The sequence below is a fragment of the Salipiger bermudensis genome, assembly GCF_020171625.1.
Classification (GTDB): Bacteria; Pseudomonadota; Alphaproteobacteria; order Rhodobacterales; family Rhodobacteraceae; genus Salipiger; species Salipiger bermudensis_B.
The window spans coordinates 435,487-454,739 of sequence record NZ_JAIUZY010000004.1 but is presented as its reverse complement, the minus strand read 5'-3'; the positions used below and the strand labels follow the sequence as shown (position 1 = coordinate 454,739).

The 19,253-nt window shown below is 67.6% G+C and carries 21 protein-coding genes and 1 riboswitch; of the genes, 9 read left to right on the top strand and 12 right to left on the bottom strand.

Annotated features, from left to right (window positions below; translation table 11 throughout):
- Positions 1 to 90: 90 nt before the first annotated feature.
- Positions 91 to 969 (top strand): DMT family transporter, encoded by an 879-nt coding sequence (locus tag LCM15_RS08800; RefSeq protein WP_224855472.1) that lies wholly within the window; start codon positions 91 to 93, stop codon positions 967 to 969.
- An 80-nt stretch (positions 970 to 1,049) separates the two neighbouring features.
- On the top strand, positions 1,050 to 2,921 hold the full coding sequence (locus tag LCM15_RS08795; protein ID WP_224855470.1) for a methyl-accepting chemotaxis protein: 1,872 nt from the start codon (positions 1,050 to 1,052) through the stop codon (positions 2,919 to 2,921).
- 234 nt (positions 2,922 to 3,155) lie between these two features.
- On the opposite strand, the gene aroC is transcribed toward LCM15_RS08795, so the two are convergent.
- On the bottom strand, positions 3,156 to 4,256 hold the full coding sequence (gene aroC / locus LCM15_RS08790; RefSeq protein WP_224855468.1) for a chorismate synthase: 1,101 nt from the start codon (positions 4,254 to 4,256) through the stop codon (positions 3,156 to 3,158).
- Positions 4,257 to 4,350: 94 nt separating this feature from the next.
- Positions 4,351 to 4,450, top strand: a riboswitch (TPP riboswitch).
- Between the two features lie 37 nt (positions 4,451 to 4,487).
- On the opposite strand from aroC, the gene thiB reads away from it, so the two are divergent.
- From thiB to LCM15_RS08775, 3 genes are read left to right on the top strand one after another with little or no spacing between them, the layout of a single operon-like run.
- A complete protein-coding gene (thiB, locus tag LCM15_RS08785; RefSeq protein ID WP_224855465.1) occupies positions 4,488 to 5,471 on the top strand; it encodes a thiamine ABC transporter substrate binding subunit in 984 nt (327 codons plus the stop codon).
- Positions 5,447 to 6,988, top strand: a complete 1,542-nt coding sequence (locus tag LCM15_RS08780; RefSeq protein ID WP_224855464.1) for a thiamine/thiamine pyrophosphate ABC transporter permease ThiP — start codon at positions 5,447 to 5,449, stop codon at positions 6,986 to 6,988. Before thiB ends, LCM15_RS08780 begins: the two co-directional genes overlap by 25 nt.
- Positions 6,975 to 7,673: an ATP-binding cassette domain-containing protein gene (locus LCM15_RS08775; RefSeq protein ID WP_224855462.1), complete on the top strand. Its 699-nt coding sequence runs from the start codon at positions 6,975 to 6,977 to the stop codon at positions 7,671 to 7,673. The genes LCM15_RS08780 and LCM15_RS08775 overlap by 14 nt, the downstream gene beginning before the upstream one ends.
- Positions 7,674 to 7,752: 79 nt before the next feature.
- Here LCM15_RS08775 and LCM15_RS08770 read toward each other — a convergent pair whose 3' ends face one another.
- The 3 genes from LCM15_RS08770 to petA are packed head-to-tail and all read right to left on the bottom strand — an operon-like array spanning position 7,753 to position 10,494.
- A complete protein-coding gene (locus LCM15_RS08770; RefSeq protein WP_224855460.1) occupies positions 7,753 to 8,541 on the bottom strand; it encodes a cytochrome c1 in 789 nt (262 codons plus the stop codon).
- A gap of 20 nt (positions 8,542 to 8,561) precedes the next feature.
- A complete protein-coding gene (petB, locus tag LCM15_RS08765) occupies positions 8,562 to 9,905 on the bottom strand; it encodes a cytochrome b (RefSeq protein WP_224855458.1) in 1,344 nt (447 codons plus the stop codon).
- A 13-nt stretch (positions 9,906 to 9,918) separates the two neighbouring features.
- The gene (gene petA / locus LCM15_RS08760) at positions 9,919 to 10,494 is read right to left on the bottom strand and encodes a ubiquinol-cytochrome c reductase iron-sulfur subunit (RefSeq protein ID WP_224855456.1); all 576 of its coding nucleotides are present in this window, start codon (positions 10,492 to 10,494) and stop codon (positions 9,919 to 9,921) included.
- A 218-nt stretch (positions 10,495 to 10,712) separates the two neighbouring features.
- Here petA and LCM15_RS08755 point away from each other — a divergent pair, with 218 nt between their 5' ends.
- Complete coding sequence (locus LCM15_RS08755; protein WP_224855454.1) at positions 10,713 to 11,372, top strand: outer membrane protein; 660 nt, start codon at positions 10,713 to 10,715, stop codon at positions 11,370 to 11,372.
- A gap of 85 nt (positions 11,373 to 11,457) precedes the next feature.
- On the opposite strand, the gene LCM15_RS08750 is transcribed toward LCM15_RS08755, so the two are convergent.
- The 6 genes from LCM15_RS08750 to LCM15_RS08725 all read right to left on the bottom strand — a co-directional run bounded on the left by LCM15_RS08750 (position 11,458) and on the right by LCM15_RS08725 (position 15,712).
- Entirely contained in the window at positions 11,458 to 11,754 is a 297-nt protein-coding gene (locus tag LCM15_RS08750; RefSeq protein ID WP_224855452.1) for an alkylphosphonate utilization protein, read from the bottom strand.
- Between the two features lie 36 nt (positions 11,755 to 11,790).
- Positions 11,791 to 12,480 (bottom strand): CDP-diacylglycerol--serine O-phosphatidyltransferase, encoded by a 690-nt coding sequence (gene pssA / locus LCM15_RS08745; RefSeq protein WP_224855724.1) that lies wholly within the window; start codon positions 12,478 to 12,480, stop codon positions 11,791 to 11,793.
- Between the two features lie 103 nt (positions 12,481 to 12,583).
- Positions 12,584 to 13,264 (bottom strand): phosphatidylserine decarboxylase, encoded by a 681-nt coding sequence (locus LCM15_RS08740; protein ID WP_224855450.1) that lies wholly within the window; start codon positions 13,262 to 13,264, stop codon positions 12,584 to 12,586.
- A gap of 77 nt (positions 13,265 to 13,341) precedes the next feature.
- Positions 13,342 to 13,947 carry a glutathione S-transferase gene (locus LCM15_RS08735; protein WP_224855448.1) on the bottom strand — a complete coding sequence of 202 codons (606 nt, stop codon included), beginning with the start codon at positions 13,945 to 13,947 and terminating at the stop codon, positions 13,342 to 13,344.
- A gap of 128 nt (positions 13,948 to 14,075) precedes the next feature.
- Positions 14,076 to 15,002 carry a tyrosine recombinase XerC gene (locus LCM15_RS08730; protein ID WP_224855446.1) on the bottom strand — a complete coding sequence of 309 codons (927 nt, stop codon included), beginning with the start codon at positions 15,000 to 15,002 and terminating at the stop codon, positions 14,076 to 14,078.
- Positions 14,999 to 15,712 (bottom strand): DUF484 family protein, encoded by a 714-nt coding sequence (locus LCM15_RS08725; RefSeq protein ID WP_224855444.1) that lies wholly within the window; start codon positions 15,710 to 15,712, stop codon positions 14,999 to 15,001. Before LCM15_RS08725 ends, LCM15_RS08730 begins: the two co-directional genes overlap by 4 nt.
- 199 nt (positions 15,713 to 15,911) lie before the next feature.
- Here LCM15_RS08725 and LCM15_RS08720 point away from each other — a divergent pair, with 199 nt between their 5' ends.
- Positions 15,912 to 16,262 carry an antibiotic biosynthesis monooxygenase family protein gene (locus LCM15_RS08720; RefSeq protein WP_224855442.1) on the top strand — a complete coding sequence of 117 codons (351 nt, stop codon included), beginning with the start codon at positions 15,912 to 15,914 and terminating at the stop codon, positions 16,260 to 16,262.
- Between the two features lie 18 nt (positions 16,263 to 16,280).
- On the opposite strand, the gene LCM15_RS08715 is transcribed toward LCM15_RS08720, so the two are convergent.
- Positions 16,281 to 16,991: a response regulator transcription factor gene (locus LCM15_RS08715; protein WP_224855440.1), complete on the bottom strand. Its 711-nt coding sequence runs from the start codon at positions 16,989 to 16,991 to the stop codon at positions 16,281 to 16,283.
- Positions 16,992 to 17,287: 296 nt separating this feature from the next.
- Between LCM15_RS08715 and LCM15_RS08710 the strand changes: the two genes are divergently transcribed.
- A complete protein-coding gene (locus tag LCM15_RS08710) occupies positions 17,288 to 17,695 on the top strand; it encodes a universal stress protein (protein WP_224855438.1) in 408 nt (135 codons plus the stop codon).
- Positions 17,696 to 17,713: 18 nt separating this feature from the next.
- Here the strand turns inward: LCM15_RS08710 and LCM15_RS08705 are convergent, their stop codons facing one another.
- Complete coding sequence (locus LCM15_RS08705; RefSeq protein ID WP_224855436.1) at positions 17,714 to 18,289, bottom strand: hypothetical protein; 576 nt, start codon at positions 18,287 to 18,289, stop codon at positions 17,714 to 17,716.
- 193 nt (positions 18,290 to 18,482) lie between these two features.
- Here LCM15_RS08705 and LCM15_RS08700 point away from each other — a divergent pair, with 193 nt between their 5' ends.
- Entirely contained in the window at positions 18,483 to 19,130 is a 648-nt protein-coding gene (locus LCM15_RS08700) for a hypothetical protein (RefSeq protein ID WP_224855434.1), read from the top strand.
- Positions 19,131 to 19,253: the final 123 nt, after the last annotated feature.

Sequence of the window (19,253 nt, the reverse complement as noted above, 5' to 3'; positions counted from 1 at the left end):
TCCGCGGCAGCCTGTCAGGACCTGAGCGCCTGTGCATCTGATTGACCCTGCCGCGCGCTGAGGTCATTGGTGCGCAAACGGAGTATGTTCATGGATTTGCGCGCGATTTTCATGGGGCTGGCCTTTGCGGTCATGTGGTCCTCGGCCTTCACCTCGGCCCGTATCATCGTCAGTGCCGCCCCGCCGATCGGCACGCTGGCCCTGCGGTTCCTGATCTCGGGGCTGCTGGCGGTGGTGCTGGCCCGGCTGATGGGGCAGAGTTGGCGTCTGACGCGGGCGCAATGGCGCGCCACGATCATCTTCGGGCTGTGTCAGAACGCCCTGTACCTAGGCCTGAATTTCGTTGCCATGCAGACCGTCGAGGCGTCGCTGGCCTCGATCGTCGCCTCGACCATGCCGCTGGTCGTGGCGCTGGCGAGTTGGCTGTGGCTCGGCGAACGCCTGCGCCCGGTGGGCTATGGCGGCTTGCTGGCAGGCGTGCTTGGGGTGACGCTGATCATGGGCGCGCGGCTTCAGGGCGGGGCGGATCCGTTCGGGGTGCTGCTTTGCGTGCTGGGCGTGCTGTCGCTGGCGGTGGCCACGCTGTCGGTGCGCGGCGCCATCGGCGGCGGCAACGTGATGATGATCGTGGGGCTGCAGATGCTGGTGGGCAGTGCGCTGCTCTGGCCGCTGGCACTGGCCTTTGAGCGGCCCGAGGTGACGTGGTCATGGGAGCTGATCGCGGCCTTTGCCTACACGGTGTTGATCCCGGGCGTCGCGGCCACTTTCGTCTGGGTGCTGCTGGTCGAGCGCATCGGCGCCACGCGCGCCGCGACGTTCCACTTCCTCAACCCGTTCTTCGGCGTGGCCATCGCGGCGCTTCTGCTGGGCGAACCGATGGGCCGGATGGATGTGGTCGGCGTGGCGATCATCACCGCCGGCATCCTCGCGGTTCAGCTCTCGCGAATGCCGGCGCGGCCGCCGCGTTAGAAGGGTTTGTTTACACCTGTCTGCTAGCTCACGTTCTGGCGCACCCGGCGCGCCTTCGGAATAGGAGCATAGCGGCAGTGATGAGACGGTTTTCCATCAGGATCCAGATCCTGGCCCTGGGTATGGTGTTCGTGCTGCTTATGGCGGCGAGCGGCGTTCTGTCGTGGAAGATGCAGAATGCAGTGTCCCGCGACGTGCATTTCACCTTCGATGTGGTCCGGCAGAACGAGCTGATTGCTTGGGTGCGCGAGGATCTCGAGCAGGCGCGCGTCGATATTCTTCGCACCCAGGCCGGGCAGGAGGGCGCGTTCGACAGCCTGATCGGCAACCTTGCCGAGGTCACGCGCGACATCTCCGCTTCGGAGGGCACGTTCAACGAGCCGTGGTCGCAACGCGCGCGCCGGCTCGACTACCACGAGCGTTTCGAAGGCCTGCGGGCCGATGTCGCAACGCTTTCGGACGACCTGCTGACCATCGCGGGGAGCCGGGCGGAGCGCGCTTTTGCCAATCTCGACATCGCCCCGCTTTACGAGCGGCTGGTTGCGGTGATCGCGGAGGTGGACGAAATGCAGGAGGTCGTCCGCATGCAAACCAAAGTGACCGAGGATGAGACGCTCGAGGCGGTGGAGCAGGGTCAGTGGCTGCTGGCGGTGTCGCTCGCTGTGGTGACAGCGACCTCCTTTCTTCTGGTCATGGTGTTCGGCCGCGTGCTGGCGACGCCCTTCAAGACCGCCGCCACCTCGGTCAACCGCCTCGCCGAGGGCGATTACGCGGCCGAGATCGGCGGCACCGAATATGGCGACGAGGCAGGCATGATCGCCCGCAACCTCGAGGAGCTGCGCGACAAGCTTCGCGCGGGCGATGACGAGGCCGCGCGCGAGCGTGTCACGAATGAGCGCCGGACGGCCCTGTTCCGGGCCCTCGGAGACGCGATGGGCGGGTTGTCGCAGGGCCGGGTAGACGCCCGGATCGACACATCGGAATGGTCCGATCTCGGTGAGAGCTACGAGGCGATCTGCAACGACTTCAACGCGCTGTCCGAAAAGATCGGCGATCTGGTCTCGTCCTTGCGCGACTCGTCGGACATGGTGCAACGCAACTCGCAAGAGCTGTCCTCGATGTCGACCGAGATGTCACGCCGCTCCGAAGTGCAGGCTGCCACGCTCGAGGAATCCGCTGCCGCGCTCGAAGAGATGTCGAGCAGCGTTCGCGCCGCCGCGGAGCGTGCCGAGGAGGCGGACCAGCGCGCCGGGGCCGGACGCCGGCGCGCCGAAGAGGGCGGCGCGGTAATGGAGCGGGCGCTGACCGCGATGAGCTCGATCGCGGCGTCGTCGGATCAGATCACGCAGATCATTGGGGTGATCGACGATATCGCCTTCCAGACCAACCTTCTGGCGCTGAACGCGGGGGTCGAGGCGGCGCGCGCCGGAGAAAGCGGCAAAGGCTTCTCGGTGGTGGCCTCCGAGGTGCGATCCCTGGCGCAGCGGGCCTCCGAGTCGGCGCGCGAGATCAAGGCGCTGGTCTCGAACAGTTCGCAGCAGGTCAAGGATGGCGGCCATCTGGTCGAGCAGACCGGCGAGACGCTGTCGGATATCGTGCGCTATGTGACCGAGGTTTCCGACATGGTGGGCGAGATCGCGTCCGCCGCCAAGGAGCAGGCGGCGGGGCTGCAGGAGATCAATGTCGGCGTTGCCGAGCTTGACAAGGTCACCCAGCAGAACGCCGCCATGGTGGGCGAGACGAGCTCGGCCAGCCAGCAACTCAGCAGCGAGGCGGATCGCCTGACCTCGCAGATCAACCGCTTCATGGGCGCCGAGACCGGCGCTCTCGAAGAGGTCACACCGGTGACGGCGCCGATCGGGGAACTCGACGTGCCGCCTCCCCCGGCGGTGAGTGAGACGGCCATGAAGCGCGCCGTCGGAGACAATGCAGCGATGTGGGAGGATTTCTGACAAGACCGGTGCGGGCGGGACTGGTCTTGCCGCCCGTCTCGACGCCGAACGCGGCTTGCAGGCACTGCGCGTGCAACCGAACAAGTCAGCCCCGATCCGCCTTACTCCGGAGCAGGGGGGCACTTGCAAGTGGTTAGCCCCAACACACAGGCGCTTCGCAAAACGGGCCATCCGGAACACCCGGACAGCCCGCCTCCTGCCTCCGAACGATCCCGGAAAAGGGGAGGGGCGTCGTCAGCCGATCTTGCCGCGGTTCTCGCCGACCTGACCACGATGCAGCAGCAGGTGATCGAGCAGCACGCAGGCGACCATCGCTTCCCCCACGGGCACCGCCCGGATGCCGACGCAGGGATCGTGACGACCCTTGGTGATGATCTCGGCCTCTTCGCCGGACTTGGTGATGGTGCGCCGCGGCGTCAGGATTGATGAGGTCGGCTTCACCGCGAACCGCAGGACGATATCTTGCCCGGTGGAGATCCCACCGAGGATGCCGCCGGCGTGGTTCGAGCTGTAGACCGGGCCGTCCGGACCCATGCTGATCTCGTCGGCATTCTCCGAGCCGCGCAGCGCCGCCGACGCCATGCCCTCGCCGATCTCCACCGCCTTCACCGCGTTGATCGACATGGCGGCCGCCGCGAGATCGGTGTCGAGCTTTCCGTAGACCGGCGCGCCAAGGCCGGCGGGCACGCCGCGCGCGACCACCTCGATCACCGCACCGACGCTGTCGCCGGACTTGCGCAGATCGTCGAGATAGCTGGCCCAGGTCTCGGCCGCCTCCGCGTCGGGGGTCCAGAACGGGTTCTTCGGGATCTGCGCGAAATCGATCTTGCTGCGGTCGATCTGGTGCGGGCCGACCTGCACCATGTAGCCGGTGATCTCGATCCCCGGCGCCAGAGCTTCGAGCGCCGCGCGCGCCAGCCCACCGGCCGCGACCCGCGCCGCGGTCTCGCGCGCGGAGGACCGCCCGCCGCCGCGATAATCGCGGATGCCGTATTTCTGCCAGTAGGTGATGTCGGCGTGACCGGGGCGGAACTTCTCTGCGATGTCGCCGTAATCCTTCGACCGCTGGTCGGTGTTCTCGATCATCAGCTGCACCGGCGTGCCGGTGGTCTGCCCCTCGAACACCCCCGACAGGATGCGCACCGCGTCGGGCTCGCGCCGCTGGGTGGTGAACTTGTTCTGCCCCGGCTTGCGCTTGTCGAGCCAGTGCTGGAGCATCGCCTCGTCCACAGGCACGCCCGGCGGACAGCCGTCGACCGTGGCGCCAAGCGCCGGCCCGTGGCTCTCGCCCCATGTGGTGACGCGGAACAGGTGGCCGAATGTGTTCATGCTCATGCGCGATCTCCTTTGTCCCGGCTTCCTGTAGGGCAGGGGCGGCAGCGTCTCAAGGGATTTCACCTTGCAAGGGCCGGCGCGCGGGACTACGTCTTGCGATACCTCGGGGTGCCCGCACGGGCTGAGATGCATGACGCGAACCCGTTGAACCTGAACCGGTTGATACCGGCGGAGGGAAGGTGACGGCATCCTGCCCAGTCTTGCCCTCTCGCCGCAAGTCTGGAGGACGCCATGAAGGCCACCACCACTTTTGCAGCGGGACTTCTGACCGCCAGCGCCGCGCTGGCAGAGACCCCCGTTCTCACCGTCTACGCGGGCGATTACGTCGTCTCGGAATGGGGCCCCGGCCCGAAGATCGAGGAGATGTTCGAGGCCGAGTGCGGCTGCGACCTGCAGTTCAAGCCAGGCGACCTGCTGCCGCGCATCCTGCTCGAGGGCGAGCGTACCGAGGCCGACGTGGTTTTCGGGTTGAACACCGACGTGACCAAACAGGCGCGCGAGAGCGGGCTGTTTGCGCCGCACAATGTCGACCTGTCACCGCTGACGCTGCCGATCGAGTGGAACGACGACATCTTCCTGCCCTACAATTACGGCCACACGGCTTTCGTCTACAACACCGAGCGACTGGCCGAGCCGCCCGCGAGCTTCGACGCGCTGCTCGAGGCGCCGGACGATCTGAAGATCGTGATCCAGGACCCGCGCAGCTCGATTTCGGGGCTGGCGACGGTGCTCTGGGTGCAGTCGGTCTATGGCGACGAGGCCGAGGCCGCGTGGGAAAAGCTGGCGCCGAAAATCCTCACGGTCACAAAGGGATGGTCCGAAAGCTACGGCCTGTTCACCGATGGCGAGGCCGACATGGTGATGAGCTATACGACCAGCCCCGCCTATCACATCATCGCCGAGGACGACCGGACCAAGAAGGCGGCAATCTTCCCCGAAGGGCACTATTTCATGGTCGAGCTGGCCGCCAAGGTGGCAAGCACCGATCAGCCGGAACTGGCGGATCAATTCCTCGCGTTTACGCTGAGTGAACCTTTTCAGGAGATGATCGCCACGGGCAACTGGTCCTTCCCGGCGGCGCTGCCGCGCGCGCAATGGCCCGAGGGGTTCCAGGAACTCGCGCTGCCCGAAACGGTGCTGTTCTACTCCGAGGAGGAGGCGGCGGCGCTGCGTGACGAAGCGGTCGAGGCATGGCGTCGCGCGCTGTCACGCTGAGCCGAGGCTCGGCTGCCGCCCTGCTCGCAGGGCTGGCGGTGGCGGCGTTGACGCTTGGGCCGGTTGCGGCGGTGCTGGTGCGGGCCGGGGGCTGGGGCGATCTGGGCCCCGGCGACTGGCAGGCGCTGCGCTTTACGCTGCTGCAGGCGCTGGCCTCTGCGGGCGCCAGCGTGGCGCTCGCGGTGCCGGTCGCTCGGGCGCTGTCGCGTCGGCGGTTTCGCGGTCGTGGCGCGTTGGTGGCGCTGATGGGGGCGCCGTTCATCCTGCCGGTGATCGTCGCGGTGCTCGGCCTCATCGCGGTGTTCGGGCAGAACGGGTTGGCGAACGCGGCGCTGCGGTGGCTCGGCCTGCCGGAGATGACGATCTATGGCATCCACGGCGTGATCCTCGCGCATGTGTTCTTCAACCTGCCGCTGGCGGTGCGCCTGCTGCTGCAGGGCTGGCTGGCGATTCCGGCCGAGCGCTTCCGGCTGGCGGCTTCGCTCGGGCTCTCGCCCTGGGCGATGTTCCGGGTGCTGGAGGCGCCGATGCTGCTGCGCATCGCGCCGGGGGCGTTCGCGGTGATCTTCGTCATCTGCCTGTCGAGCTTTGCCGTGGCGCTGACCCTCGGCGGCGGGCCGCGGGCCACCACGGTCGAGCTGGCGATCTATCAGGCGGTGCGGTTCGATTTCGACCTCGGGCGCGCGGCGCTCCTGTCGGTGATCCAACTGGCGCTGGCGTTGGCCGCGGGGCTGGTGGCGCTGCGGCTGGGCGCGGGCAGCGGCTTTGGCGCCGGGCTCGACCGGGTCGCGCGGCGCTGGGACGGGCAGGGCAGGCTGGCGCGGCTTGCCGACGGGCTGTGGATCGCGCTTGCGGCCGTTTTCCTGCTCACGCCGCTGGCCATGGTGGCGCTGCGCGGGCTGCCGGGCCTTGCCGCGATGGGGCCGGGCACATGGGAGGCGGCGCTCAATTCCGTGACCGTCGCGCTGATCTCGACGGCGCTCTGCATCGCCTGGGCGCTGCCGCTGGCGACACGACGCGGCGAGCTGGTGGGCCTTGCCGGCATCGCGCTGTCGCCGCTGGTGCTGGGCACGGGGCTGTTCCTGATCGTGCGCCCGGTGGTGAACCCGTTCGCGCTGGCGCTGCCGGTGACCATGGTGGTGAACGCGCTGGTGGCGCTGCCCTTCGCGCTGCGCATCCTGCGCCCCGAGGCCGAGGCGGTGCGGGCCGACTATGGCCGGCTGGCGCTGGCTCTGGGCCTGACGCGGATGGCGTGGCTGCGGCTGGTCTTCCTGCCGCGCCTGCGCCGCCCGCTTGGCTTCGCGGCGGGGCTGACCGCGGCGTTGTCGATGGGCGATCTCGGTGTCATTGCACTCTTCGCCGATCCCGACCGGGCGACGCTGCCGTTGCAGGTCTACCGGCTGATGGGCTCCTACCAGATGCACGCGGCGGCCGGCGCGGCGCTGTTGCTGCTGCTGCTGAGCTTCGGGGCGTTCTGGATCTTCGACCGGGGAGGGCGGGTCAATGCTGACGCTTGAGGGGATACGCTACGGCGACGGGGCGTTTTCGCTCGCGGCGGATCTGAGCCTGTCGCCCGGCGCGCGCGTCGCGGTGATCGGGCCGTCTGGCGCGGGCAAGTCGACGCTGCTCGACCTCATCGCCGGGTTTCGCCGGCCCGACGCGGGCCGGGTGCTCTGGCAGGGCCAGGAGATCACCGCGGCGCCGCCGGACCGGCGCCCGGTGGCGATGCTGTTCCAGGAGAACAACCTCTTTCCGCATCTCGAGCTCTGGCGCAATCTGGGGCTCGCGCTGCGCCCCGATGGCGGGCGGCTGCGGGAGGGGGAGCGTCAGGAGGTCGAGCGGGCGCTCGACCGCGTCGGGCTGCAGGGGTACGCCGCGCGCAAGCCCGGGGCGCTCTCGGGCGGGCAGCAGAGCCGCGCGGCGCTGGCGCGTGTGCTGCTGCAGGCGCGGCCGATCATCGCGCTCGACGAGCCATTCGCGGCGCTCGGGCCGGCGCTGAAGGAGGAGATGCTGGATCTGGTGCGCAGCGTCGCCGGGGAGCTGGGGGCGCTGGTGCTGATGGTCAGCCACGACCCCGAGGACGCAACGCGCTTCGCCGACGAGGTAGTGCTGGTGGCCGACGGCGTGGCCGCGGCGCCGGTGGCCACGGCGCGGCTGTTCGACGATCCGCCGGAGGCGCTGCGGCGGTATCTCGGGCGCTGAGCGGCGCGCCGGGTCCCGGTTCAACCAACGAAAAAGCCCCGCGCGATGCGCGGGGCTTTGTCTTGTGCGGGAGCCGCGATCAGTGGTGCTTGTGCTTGATCGGGCGCCAGATGCGCTTGTTGGTGAGGTAGAGCAGCACCGAGAGCACGGCGAGGAAGATCACGCCGGCAAAGCCGGCCTGCTTGCGCGCCATCATCTTGGGCTCTGCCGTCCACATCAGGAAGGCCGCCACGTCCTTGGCCTCGTTCTCGAGCGCGTTGGGGTGGTCGTTGGCATACTCGACATCCTCGCCCATCAGCGGCGGGGCCATCGAGATCCAGCCGCCCGGGAAGGCGTGGTTCTCGTAGAAGGTGGTGCCGGCTTCGACCTTCTCTTCGCCGGTGTAGCCGGTGAGGATCGAGGCGATGTACTCGGCGCCGCCCATGCCGTTGAACAGCTGGCTCAGGCCGGTGCCGTAGGGGCCGTGGAAGCCCGCACGTGCCTTCGCCATCAGCGACAGGTCGGGGGCGCCGACGCCGTCATTGGCCGGGAAGTGGTCGGTCGGGATGGCCGGGCGGAAATCCTCGAGCTCTTCGTCGTAGATCTCAATGTTCTGCTCGGCGTAGGCGCGCACCTCGTCTTCCGAGAAGTGCGGGCCGCCTTCGTCGCTGAGGGTGCGCAGCGGCACGTAGCGCAGGCCGTGGCAGGCCGAGCAGACCTCGGTATAGACCTGCAGGCCGCGCTGTAGCTGGTCCTGATCGAAGGCACCGAACGGGCCTTCGAAGGAGAAGCTGTAATCCTCGACATGGCCCATATCGCCGGCGGCATAGGCGCCGCCGGTGGCCAGGCCAAGGGCCATCGCGGTCGAAAGGGCAAGGTTCTTGAACATGGTCATCTGTCCTTTCTGTCTCACTCGGCCGGGGTCGTGGCGGAGGAGCCGGTTTCCGAGGTCTTGCCGTAATGGGCCTCGAAATCTTCCTCGATGGTCGCGGGGCGCGGCAGCGGCTTCTCGAACACGCCGAGCAGCGGCAGGATCACGAAGAAATAGCCGAACCAGTAGGCCGAGCCGATCAGCGAGAAGCTGGCATAGGGCTCTTCCGCGGGCATGGCCCCGAGCCACATCAGCGCGATGAAGTCGATCACCAGCAGCCAGAACCACCACTTGAACTGCGGGCGGTACTTGCCCGAGCGCACCGAGGAGGTGTCGAGCCAGGGCGCCAGCGCCATGGCGATGATGGCACCGAACATCGCCAGCACGCCGAAGAACTTGGCGTCGACGATACCACCGGTCAGGAAGGATGCGATCTGCACCACCCAGACTTCCGAGGTGAAGGCACGCAGGATGGCGTAGAACGGCAGGAAGTACCATTCCGGCACGATGTGCGCGGGGGTCGAGAGCGGGTTGGCCTCGATGTAGTTGTCGGGGTGGCCGAGGTAGTTCGGCATGAAGCCGACGATGGCCCAGAACACCGCGAGGATCAGCACCAGCGCGAACAGGTCCTTGATGACGTAGTAGGGCCAGAACGGAACCGTGTCCTTCTCGGCCTCGGCCTTGGAGGCGCGACGGACTTCAACACCGGTGGGGTTGTTGTTGCCGGTGGTGTGGAAGGCCCAGATGTGCACCGCCACCAGCGCCGCGATGACGAAGGGCAGCAGGTAGTGCAGCGAGAAGAAGCGGTTCAGCGTGGCGTTGTCGACCGCCGGTCCGCCCAGAAGCCAGGTCTGGATCGGCTCGCCGATGAACGGGATCGCGCCGAACAGGCCGGTGATCACCGTGGCGCCCCAGAACGACATCTGGCCCCAGGGCAGCACGTAGCCCATGAACGCCGTGCCCATCATGCACAGATAGATGAGCATCCCGATGATCCAGGTGACCTCGCGCGGGCTCTTGTAGGAGCCGTAGTAGAGGCCGCGGAAGATGTGCATGTAGACCGCGACGAAGAACAGCGAGGCGCCGTTCATGTGCAGGTAGCGGATCATGAAGCCGCCGTTCACGTCGCGCATGATGTGCTCGATCGAGGCGAAGGCCATGTCGACATGCGGCGTGTAGTGCATGACCAGCACGATGCCGGTGATGATCTGCAGCGCCAGGCAGAAGGTGAGGACGATGCCCCAGATCCACATCCAGTTCAGGTTCTTGGGCGTGGGGATCATGATGGTGTCGTAAAGAAGTCCGACGATCGGCAGGCGCTTGTGCACCCAGCGCTCGGGCCCGGTCTTCGGTTCGTAATGGTCGTGCGGAATACCCGACATCTATGTGCCTCCCTTATCCCAGCAGAATTGTGGTTTCTTCGACGAATTCCGCCGTGGGAACCGGGAGGTTCTGCGGGGCGGGGCCTTTGCGGATGCGTCCGGCGGTGTCGTAGTGCGAGCCGTGGCAGGGGCAGAACCAGCCGCCGACGCCGCCGGCGGTGTATTCCCCGGCATTGCCGAGCGGCACGCAGCCGAGGTGGGTGCAGACACCCATCATCACCAGCCACTCGCCGGTCTCGTCGAGCGCGCGGTTCGCGTCGGTTGCGTCGGAGCCTGCGGGGATGTTGGGGTTGCGTGCCACCGGATCGACCAGTTCGCTCATCTCGACGCCGCGTGCGGCTTCGATCTCGGCCTCGGTGCGGCGGCGGATGAACACCGGCTTGCCGAGATACTGGACGGTCAGCTGGGTGCCCGTTTCGACGCCGGAGACATCGACGCGGATCGAGCTGAGCGCGCGGACGTCGGCGGAGGGGTTCATCTGATTGACCAGCGGCCAGACGGCGGCGCCGGCAGTGACGGCGCCCGCACCGGCGGTGGCATAGTAGAGGAAGTCCCTCCGAGTGCCTTCGTGATCTTCTGCTTGTGTCACGGGGTAATCTCCATTCCTCACGGCCTTTTGCTGGCCATAATAGCTAGATAGCCGCGTCCCGATACGGCTTTTCCGCTCGCGTGTTTAGCGATCTGTCATGTGTCCGTAAAGCAATCATGAACGGACATTGTGCCAAAGTGCGCATCTGTCGCAATTGAAACGCTCCGGCTGCGGGACTATGTCACGCCGAGGCCATGCAAAGCGCGCGGAGCACATCCATGAAAGCACTGATTCTTACAGCGACACTTTCCGTCGCCGCGGTCGCGGCGTCGCAAGCCGCCGCGCAGGATTACGAATTGTCGATCTATTCGGGCTGGCAGACCGCGCCGCACAGCCGCGTCTCGGGCGACTATCCCGGCGGCGGCGACTACGATGCCCTGATCGGCTGGGACGGGAAAAGCTTCGAGATGCCGCCCTATTACGGTCTGCGCGGCACCTGGTGGCGCTCCGAGACCTTTGGCGTCGCGCTCGAATTCACCCATGCCAAGGTCTACGCCCCCGACGACGAGCGCGAGGCGATCGGCTTCGACAGCTTCGAGTTCACCGACGGGCACAACCTGCTTACGGTGAACGCGATGCGGCGCTGGCCGGAGCAGTGGGGCACCGCGACCCCCTATGCCGGCGCGGGCCTCGGCATCGCCTTCCCGCATGTGGATGTCGAGACCACCGGAGGCGACAAGACGTTCGGTTACCAACTGACCGGCCCCGCCGTGCGGCTTCTGGCGGGCGTCAGCTACCCGATCAGCGAGCGCGTTTCGATCTTCGGCGAATACCAGTTCACCTATTCGAGCAACGAGGCCGATCTCGACGGTGGCGGCACGCTCGAGACCGACATCAAGACCAACGCGATCAACGTGGGTCTGGCGCTGACCTTCTGATCCGGCCCTCAGCCGGAAACGCAAAAGCGCCCCTCGGGGCGCTTTTTTCGTTACTGGGGCTGGTCCGAGCCGCGCCGTGGGGCCCTCAGCGCTTGCGAACGAACTCGGTGCGCAGGACGAGGCCCTTGATGGTGTCGTGGCGGCAGTCGATCTCGTCGGGATTGTCGGTGAGGCGGATGGAGCGGATGACCGCGCCCTGCTTCAGCGTCTGGCCCGCGCCCTTCACCTTCAGATCCTTCACCAGCACCACGGAATCGCCGTCTGCCAGCAGGTTGCCCGCGGCATCGCGGACCTCGACCGTGTTGGCCGCCGTGATCTCCGAGGCCGGGCGCCATTCGCCGCTGGCCTCGTCATAGACCCATTCTTCTTCCTGATCGGCCATCGCCTGTCCTTCCCGTCATTTGCCCACGAGGGGCTGTCAGTCGCCCGCGCCGATGCGGGGCTTGCGCGGCAGCATCACGATCACCGCGCCGATATAGCCGATGCAGAACAGCACCAGCGTGATCCACGCATAGCTCACCGCGGCGGCCAGCGCGAAGGCGACGGCCACGAGGACGAACTTGGCGTTCTTGCGCGGAATCCGGGTGGTCTTGAACGACCATGTCGGGATGCGGCTGATCATCAGCAGGCCCATGGCCACCATCCACAGCGCCAGCACGAAGTCGGGCAGGAACGGGCCGGAGCCAAGCGCGAAGCTGAGGAACATCGGCAGCATCACCAGAAGCGCCCCCGCAGGGGAGGGGACGCCGGTGAAATAGGCGTTGTCGTGGCTCTTGTCCTCGGACTTGCGCTGCACGTTGAACCGCGCCAGCCGCACCACCGCGCAGATCGCGAAGACCAACACCGCGAGCCAGCCGAAGCCGCGGCTGTCCTCGAGCGCCCAGGTGTAGAGCAGCAGCACCGGCGCCACGCCGAAATTCAGGAAATCCGCGAGGCTGTCGAGCTCGGCCCCCATGACGCTCTCGGACTTGAGGGCGCGGGCGAGGCGCCCGTCCATGCCGTCGAGCACTGCGGCCAGCAGGATCAGTTGCACCGCGAAGGTGTAGGAACCCTGAAGCCCGAGCTTGATCGCCGTCAGGCCGGCGCAGATCGCCACAACGGTCAGCATGTTGGGCAGAAGCTGGATGATCGTCAGCTTCTCGGTGCCGGGCTCCTTGGGAAGGCCGTCGGGGGCCTCGGCTTCGGCGTGGGGATCGGACGGCGTTTCGGGATCAGTGCTCATCGCCGGCCCCGCTGGTCAGGTCGGCGATCACCGTCTCGCCGGCCACCATGGTCTGTCCGATGCGGACCTGCGGGGCGACGCCCTCGGGCAGGTAGACATCGAGCCGCGAGCCAAAGCGGATCAGGCCGAAGCGCTCGCCACGGTCGATCCAGTCGCCTTCCTTCTTCCACCACATGATGCGCCGCGCCACGAGGCCGGCGATCTGCACCACCGCGATCTCGCGCCCGTCTTCCATGCGCAGGCGCAGGGCGTTGCGCTCGTTGTCCTCGGAGGCCTTGTCGAGCGAGGCGTTGAGGAACTTGCCGGGGCGGTAGGCGAGCTTGATCAGCTCACCGGCGACCGGCGCGCGGTTCACGTGGCAGTTGAACACCGACATGAAGACCGAGACGCGGGTCAGCGGCTCGGGCCCCATGCCAAGCTCGGCTGGCGGCACCGCCGGCTCGATCAGCGAGACCACGCCATCGGCGGGGCTGATGACGAGGCCGGGGCGGACGGGGGTGATGCGGTCGGGGTCGCGGAAGAAGTAGTAGCACCAGACCGTGAGACCGACGCCGATCCAGCCAAGCGGCTCCCAGATCAGGAACAGGATCAGGGTGATCGCGGCAAAGATCGCGACGAACTTGCGCCCCTCGGGGTGCATGGGCTTGATGAAGGTGTCGCGCATCCGCATGGCTGGGATCCTCCCGCGTGTCTTGGAAACTGCCGTGGCTTACGGAGCATCGCCGCCCGTTGCAAGCCCGCGCAGCATCACGTTTCCGGTTCCGTGGCGACCATCGAGGGCCGTGCGGCAAAGCCCGCATACCATTCCGCCAGCGCGTCGCGGCCGGTGCGCCACTTGCGCGCATCATGGCGGAAATCGAGATAGCTCAGCGCGCAGGCCATGCCGATATGCCCGATGTCGAGGCGCCCGTGCAGGTGGCTCATCCAGCGCGTGCTGACCGCGTCGAGCGCGCGCGAGACCTTGGCCCATTGCCCCTCGATCCACTCCATCGAGACCTTGTCGGTCGGGCGGAAGCGCTCTTCGTAGACGATGAGCACGGCGGCATCCATGATGCCGTCGGCGGTGGCCTCGAGCGTCAGCGTGTCGAACTGGCGGATTTCGGGATACAGCCCGGCCTGCGCGCGATGATCGAGAAAGCGGCAGATGACCCGGCTGTCATAGAGGGTCGGGCCGTCATCGCGGATCAGCGCCGGGATCTTGCCCACCGGGTTGGCGGCAATCAGGTTGGCATCGGGGGACAGCGGCGAGGCGGTGACCTGTACCTGCTCGACCGCGTCGTACTGGTCGGTTTCGTGCAGGGTGACGAGCACCTTGCGGACAAAGGGGGACGGGCCGGCTTTCAGCAGCTTCATGGCTCTGCTCCTTGATGGTCCCCGAGCGGCACTCGGGGAGTGTTTCGTCGCGAAACCTAGGCAGCGCCGGGTATAGGAGCAAATCTTTTCGCAAAGATGTGCTGGGCGAGGATGCGGTCGGGCGGCGGTCAGCCGGCCTTGGGGTGGGTCGCGGCGTAGACCTTCATCAGGTGCACCTCGTCGACCGACGTATAGGCCTGCGTGGTCGACAGCGAGGCGTGGCCGAGCAGCTCCTGGATCGCGCGCAGGTCGCCGCCGGCGGCGAGCAGGTGGGTGGCGAAGCTGTGGCGCATGGCGTGCGGCGTGGCGGTGGCCGGCAGGCCAAGCTGCAGCCGGGCCGCCTCGGTCACCTTCTGGATCAGCCGCGGGTTCAGCGCGCCGCCGCGCTTGCCGCGGAACACCGGCGCGTCGGGTTCGGGATCATAGGGGCAGAGCCGGAGATAGGTGTCGAGGGCGCGGCGCGCCACCGGCAGCACCGGCACGATGCGCTCCTTGCCGCCCTTGCCGACGATGCGCAGGCTCTCGCCCAGCGGCAGGTCGAGCCCTCGAAGCCCCAGCGCCTCGGAGATCCGCAGCCCGCAGCCATAGAGAAGCGTCACCACCGCCGCGTCGCGGGCGCCGATCCAGCTGTCGGCGGCCTGCATCTCGACGGTGTCGATCATCGCCTTGGCGGCGTCCTCGGCCAGCGGGCGGGGCAGCTTCTTCTGGAACTTGGGGGCGCGCGCCATCATCACCGCGGTTGGCTCGAAGCCCTCACGCTCGGCCAGCCAGCGGTAGAAGCTCTTCACCGCCGAGAGCTTGCGCGCCATGCTGCGCGAGCCCACACCCTGACCGCGCAGGTGGGCGAGAAAGGCACGCATGTCGGGCGTGGTGACGCGGGCCAGCGGCGCCAGCCCCTGCGGCTCGGCGTGATGCGCCGTCAGGAAGACGATGAACTCGAGCACGTCGGCGCGGTAGGCGGTGATGGTGTTCTCGGAGTTCCCCCGGAGCGCGCGCGCCGCCGTCAGCCAGCCTTCGAGCGCATCGCGCGCCGCGGGAGAGATCTCGAGTGTCACGCCAGATAGCGCCGCATGGCGCGTTCGAACACCCCGGCGAAGAAGGCCAGCAGGTCGGTGCCCTGCTGCGGGGTGAAGAGTTGCGGATCCTCGGAGCCCATGACCAGCAGGCCGGGCAGGCGTCCGGCGCCCAGATCGAGCCGCAGGCAGGCCTCCGAGCGCATCCACGAGGCGCTCTCGCCATAGATCGCCGGGTCGCCCTCGCTCATCTGGCGCAGGGTGACCTGCCGCTTCGGCGCGTGGTTGCGGCCATCGGCGAGGAAGGTGTCGATGAAGCCGGGTTCGGCCACCGAGAGCACGTCTCCCAGCCGGCGGATCGCCGGGTCGCTGTCGTTCTGCACCGACTCGAGCACCAGCTTGACGCCGTCGACGCGCAGGATGTCGGCCACCTCGCCGCCGAGATCGCGCAGGAACGGCTCGAACTCGAGCGGATCGAGCATCCGCAGGATGGCGCGGTGAATCTGGTTGGTGCCGGCGAGGTTCTCATAGGCCGCCGCGATGACGCTGCGATGGGTGTCCTCGAGCCGGTCCAGCCGGGCCTCGAGACGGTCCATCGCGATGCCGCGCAGGTCGACGATGTTGCCGCCCATCGCGCGCTCGTTGGCGGCGATCAGCGCCTGCATCAGGTCGCGATCGTCGAGGATCATGTCGGGGCGCGAGATGAGTTCCTCGCGCAGCGACTCGTCGATGGTCTGGGACTGTGTGCTCATGCCCGCCTCTGTGTTGTTTGCCCGCAACCTAGCAAAGCGATGCGCGGATTGCGCGCCATTTTTCGCCGCGCCCGCGCGGTTTCGCGCGCCTGTTGCGCATCGGTCGGACACGCCCTTCCTGTGCAGGGGGGCGGCGTGGCGGAAAGTTTTGGCGGGCGGAGGCTTCCGTGCCAAGGTGGGGCAGGAACGGAGGAGAGCCATGCAAAACACGACCGGGCCGAATGAGACTGGGCCGAACATCACCAGTCCCAGCCCCTGCCAGACCGTCATCACCACGTTTGAGACCTCGCCCGGCACCTGTCAGGACCTGCTCGATGCGCTGCAGGAGGCCTATGCGGGCTTCATCTCGAAACAACCCGGCTTCATTGCGGCGGGCCTGCACGTCAATGACGCGCAGACCCGCATTGCCAATTACTCGCAGTGGGAAAGACGAGAGGACTTTCTGGCCATGCTGCGCAGCGACGAGATGCGGGCGCACAACCGGCGCTTCAACGAGCTGTGCCGAAGCTTCGAGCCGGTGCTTTATGATGTGGCGGCGACCTACGACTGAGCCACGTCGAGTTCCCGGTCAGGCGGCCCGTGAGCAGGCCGCCAGCGGGCGGGCGCCCCTGCGGCGCTCGGTCACTTCGAGCCGGTATCCAGAGCCGCGCACCGTCTCGATCTTCAGCGCATGGCCGACGCTTTGCAGATGGGCGCGCAGGTTGCACATGTAGACATCGAACACCCGCGGCGCCGGCTCGTCCTCGAAGCCGTAGACATGGCTCAGCAGCGCCTCGCGTGCCGCCAGCCGCCCGGAGCGCAGCACGAGGAACTCGAGGATCTCGTAGAGCTTGGGCGAGAGCGACAGGGTGACCTCGCCGAGATGCGCGCGCCGCTGCTCGAGATCGAGCAGCAGCGGCCCGCGCTCGATCACCGGCTGGGCAACGCCATGGGCGCGACGCGCGACGGCGGAGAGCTGCGCCAGTGCCTCGGGCAGGGGGGCGGTGTCCTCGATCACCGTGTCGGCGCCGACCATCAGCCACTGCGCGATGCGCTCGGGGGCCGGGGCCGACGCGACCACGCAGATCGGGATGCCGGGCCTCTGGGCGCGCAGGTCGGCAAGACTGACGGCGCGGCCAAGCTGGGCGGAATCGATCACCAGCAGGTCGTGCTGCCCCATGCCATGGAAATCGGCGAGCTCTTCGCCATCCTCGCAGCGTGTCCGCAGCACCCCGCTGTCGGCCACGGCCTTGGACAGGGTGACCATTTTCCAGTTCGTTTCACCAATCAGGTAGCGCATGTGGGACTCTCCTCGCTCGGGCTCGTTCGAAATCGACGTTCGGGATGGGTCGGCGCGGCGGGACAAGGCGGCTGCGCTGCGGGGCATCGCGGGCTGCGACGCGGGATCCGGTGTTTGGCGGATCTGGCGCGGCGGCTCGGTCGATGTGGCGCGTTCTGCGGCCTGCGGGACAGACGCTACGGTCCGATTGCGACCGAATTGTGATCGGAACCCGGCCCGGGGCGGGTGATATGGATCAAGGCATAGCCCGTTCGGACAGGGCAAGCTTGCGGCACAACCTTTGAAGGAGGCCGCGCATGTATCGCAATATTCTCGTCCCCATCGCCTTCGACAGTGACGCCAAGGCAGAGGCGGCGATCGCCGTCGCCCGACAGCTCGCAGGGACGGAGACCACAATCACCCTGCTGCACGTCATGGAGCATGTTCCGGGCTACGCGATCAGCTACATGCCGCCCGATTACCTCGCGCAGTCGCGCGCCGCGGTGCAGTCCGAGCTCGACGCGATGGCCGCCAAGCTGGGCCATGCCTCGGGGGTCGTGGTCGAGGGGCATTCCGGCCGCACCATCCTCGATTACGCCGAGGAGACCGGGTCGGACCTGATCGTCATCGCATCGCACCGCCCGGGCATGGGCGACATGCTCGTCGGCTCGACCGCGACGCAGGTGGTGCGCCACGCCAAGTGCGCGGTTCACGTGCTGCGCTGAGACCAATCGGCCGCGCGCTTACCGCGCGGCCAGTCGCGCGCGCTTGCTGGCGAAGACCTCCTGCCGCGGCAACCACGGATAGGCGTCGTCCTCGGTGACCTTGCCCCAGTAGAGCCGGCCGCCATTGCGCCACGGATCGAGCACGACGCCGTCATACATGCTGTCGCCCGGCGCGGTGATCACGACGGTGCTGTGCTCGATGCGGATGGCGCTTTGCGAGTTGGCGATGGCGCGCTGCAGCTCGAGCGTCTCGAAGCCTTCCTGCGCCAGCCGCGCCTGCAGGTCGTCGGCCCACTGGTAGCACAGGCCGCGGGGCTTGAGGCCCTGATTGACCTTGATGTTGTGGATGATCGGCGGATCCTCGACCTGATACTCCACCGCGAGCCGCAGGGGATATTCATAGGCGATGGCCGCCGCCCGCGCCGCCTCGGCGGCGTCGATGTTTGGCCCCAGCGCGTGGATTTCGTCGGCAAGGGCAGCGATCTCGCTCTGGGTCGGGCGTGGCAGGTCCTCAGGGCGCGGTGTCGCACAGGCGGCAAGAAAGAGCGCGAGGCTCAGGAAGAGGAAGGCGGTCAGTCGTCTGGGGAGGGGCAATGTCGGGCCGGATCGTTGCTTTCGGTCGGGGCAGAGTGTCTGCAAAGCGGCGGGGGATGGCAAGCCGCGCCGTGACCGCGATGACGCCGCCGTGACCGCGTTGCATCGGCGGGGCCTCACGGGCACGCGATTGCGCGCGCGGCCCCGCTGCGCTAAGCCGGACCGACCTGACGCGACGACCGGAGCCTTGTTGATGTTTCGCCTGATCCCCGCCCTCGGCCTTGTTCTCGGCCTTGCCGCCTGTGCCAATGGCCAGTCCCAGCTCAAGAAGCCGCTGGTGCCGGTCGGGGATTTCAAGCTTGGTCACGCGGCGGTGGTGGCCCCGAACCTCGTCGAGGGGCCGGTGTCACGCAATGCCACGGAAGAAGAGTGGATCGCCTCGGTCGACGCCGCCGTCGAAGAGCGTTTCCGCCGCTATGAGGGCGACAAGTTCTACCACATGGGCATCAGCGTCGAGGGCTTCGTTCTGGCCCAGCCTGGCGTGCCGCTGGTGTTCAGCCCGAAATCGGCGCTGATCCTGCGGGTCACCGTGTGGGACGACGCCACCCAGACCAAGCTCAACGCCGAGCCCGAGCAGTTCACCGTGCTCGAGAGCTTCACCGCCGAGACCGTGGTGGGCTCGGGCGTGACGCAGACCAAGGCGCAGCAGATGCGCAACCTCTCGGCCAATGCGGCGCTGCAGATCGAGAAGTGGATGCGGCGGATGCAGGCGGAGGAGGGCTGGTTCGGCGGCCCGGACGCCACTCCGCAGGCCGCTCCCGAGGCCGCCGACGCGCCCAAGCCACCGGCAGGGGAAAAGCCCGGCACGGCTGCTGCTGCACCGCGCAAGGCTGCATCCTGAGGACCTGACGAGCAGGGCGCAGAGGGGCCTCATCGCGGGGTTTCTCGGGGTACGCGATCACGATGGCTTGTGCGCACCGCGCCTCTGGCCGTGTCCCGCAAGGCGCGTGCGGGCGGGGGCCTG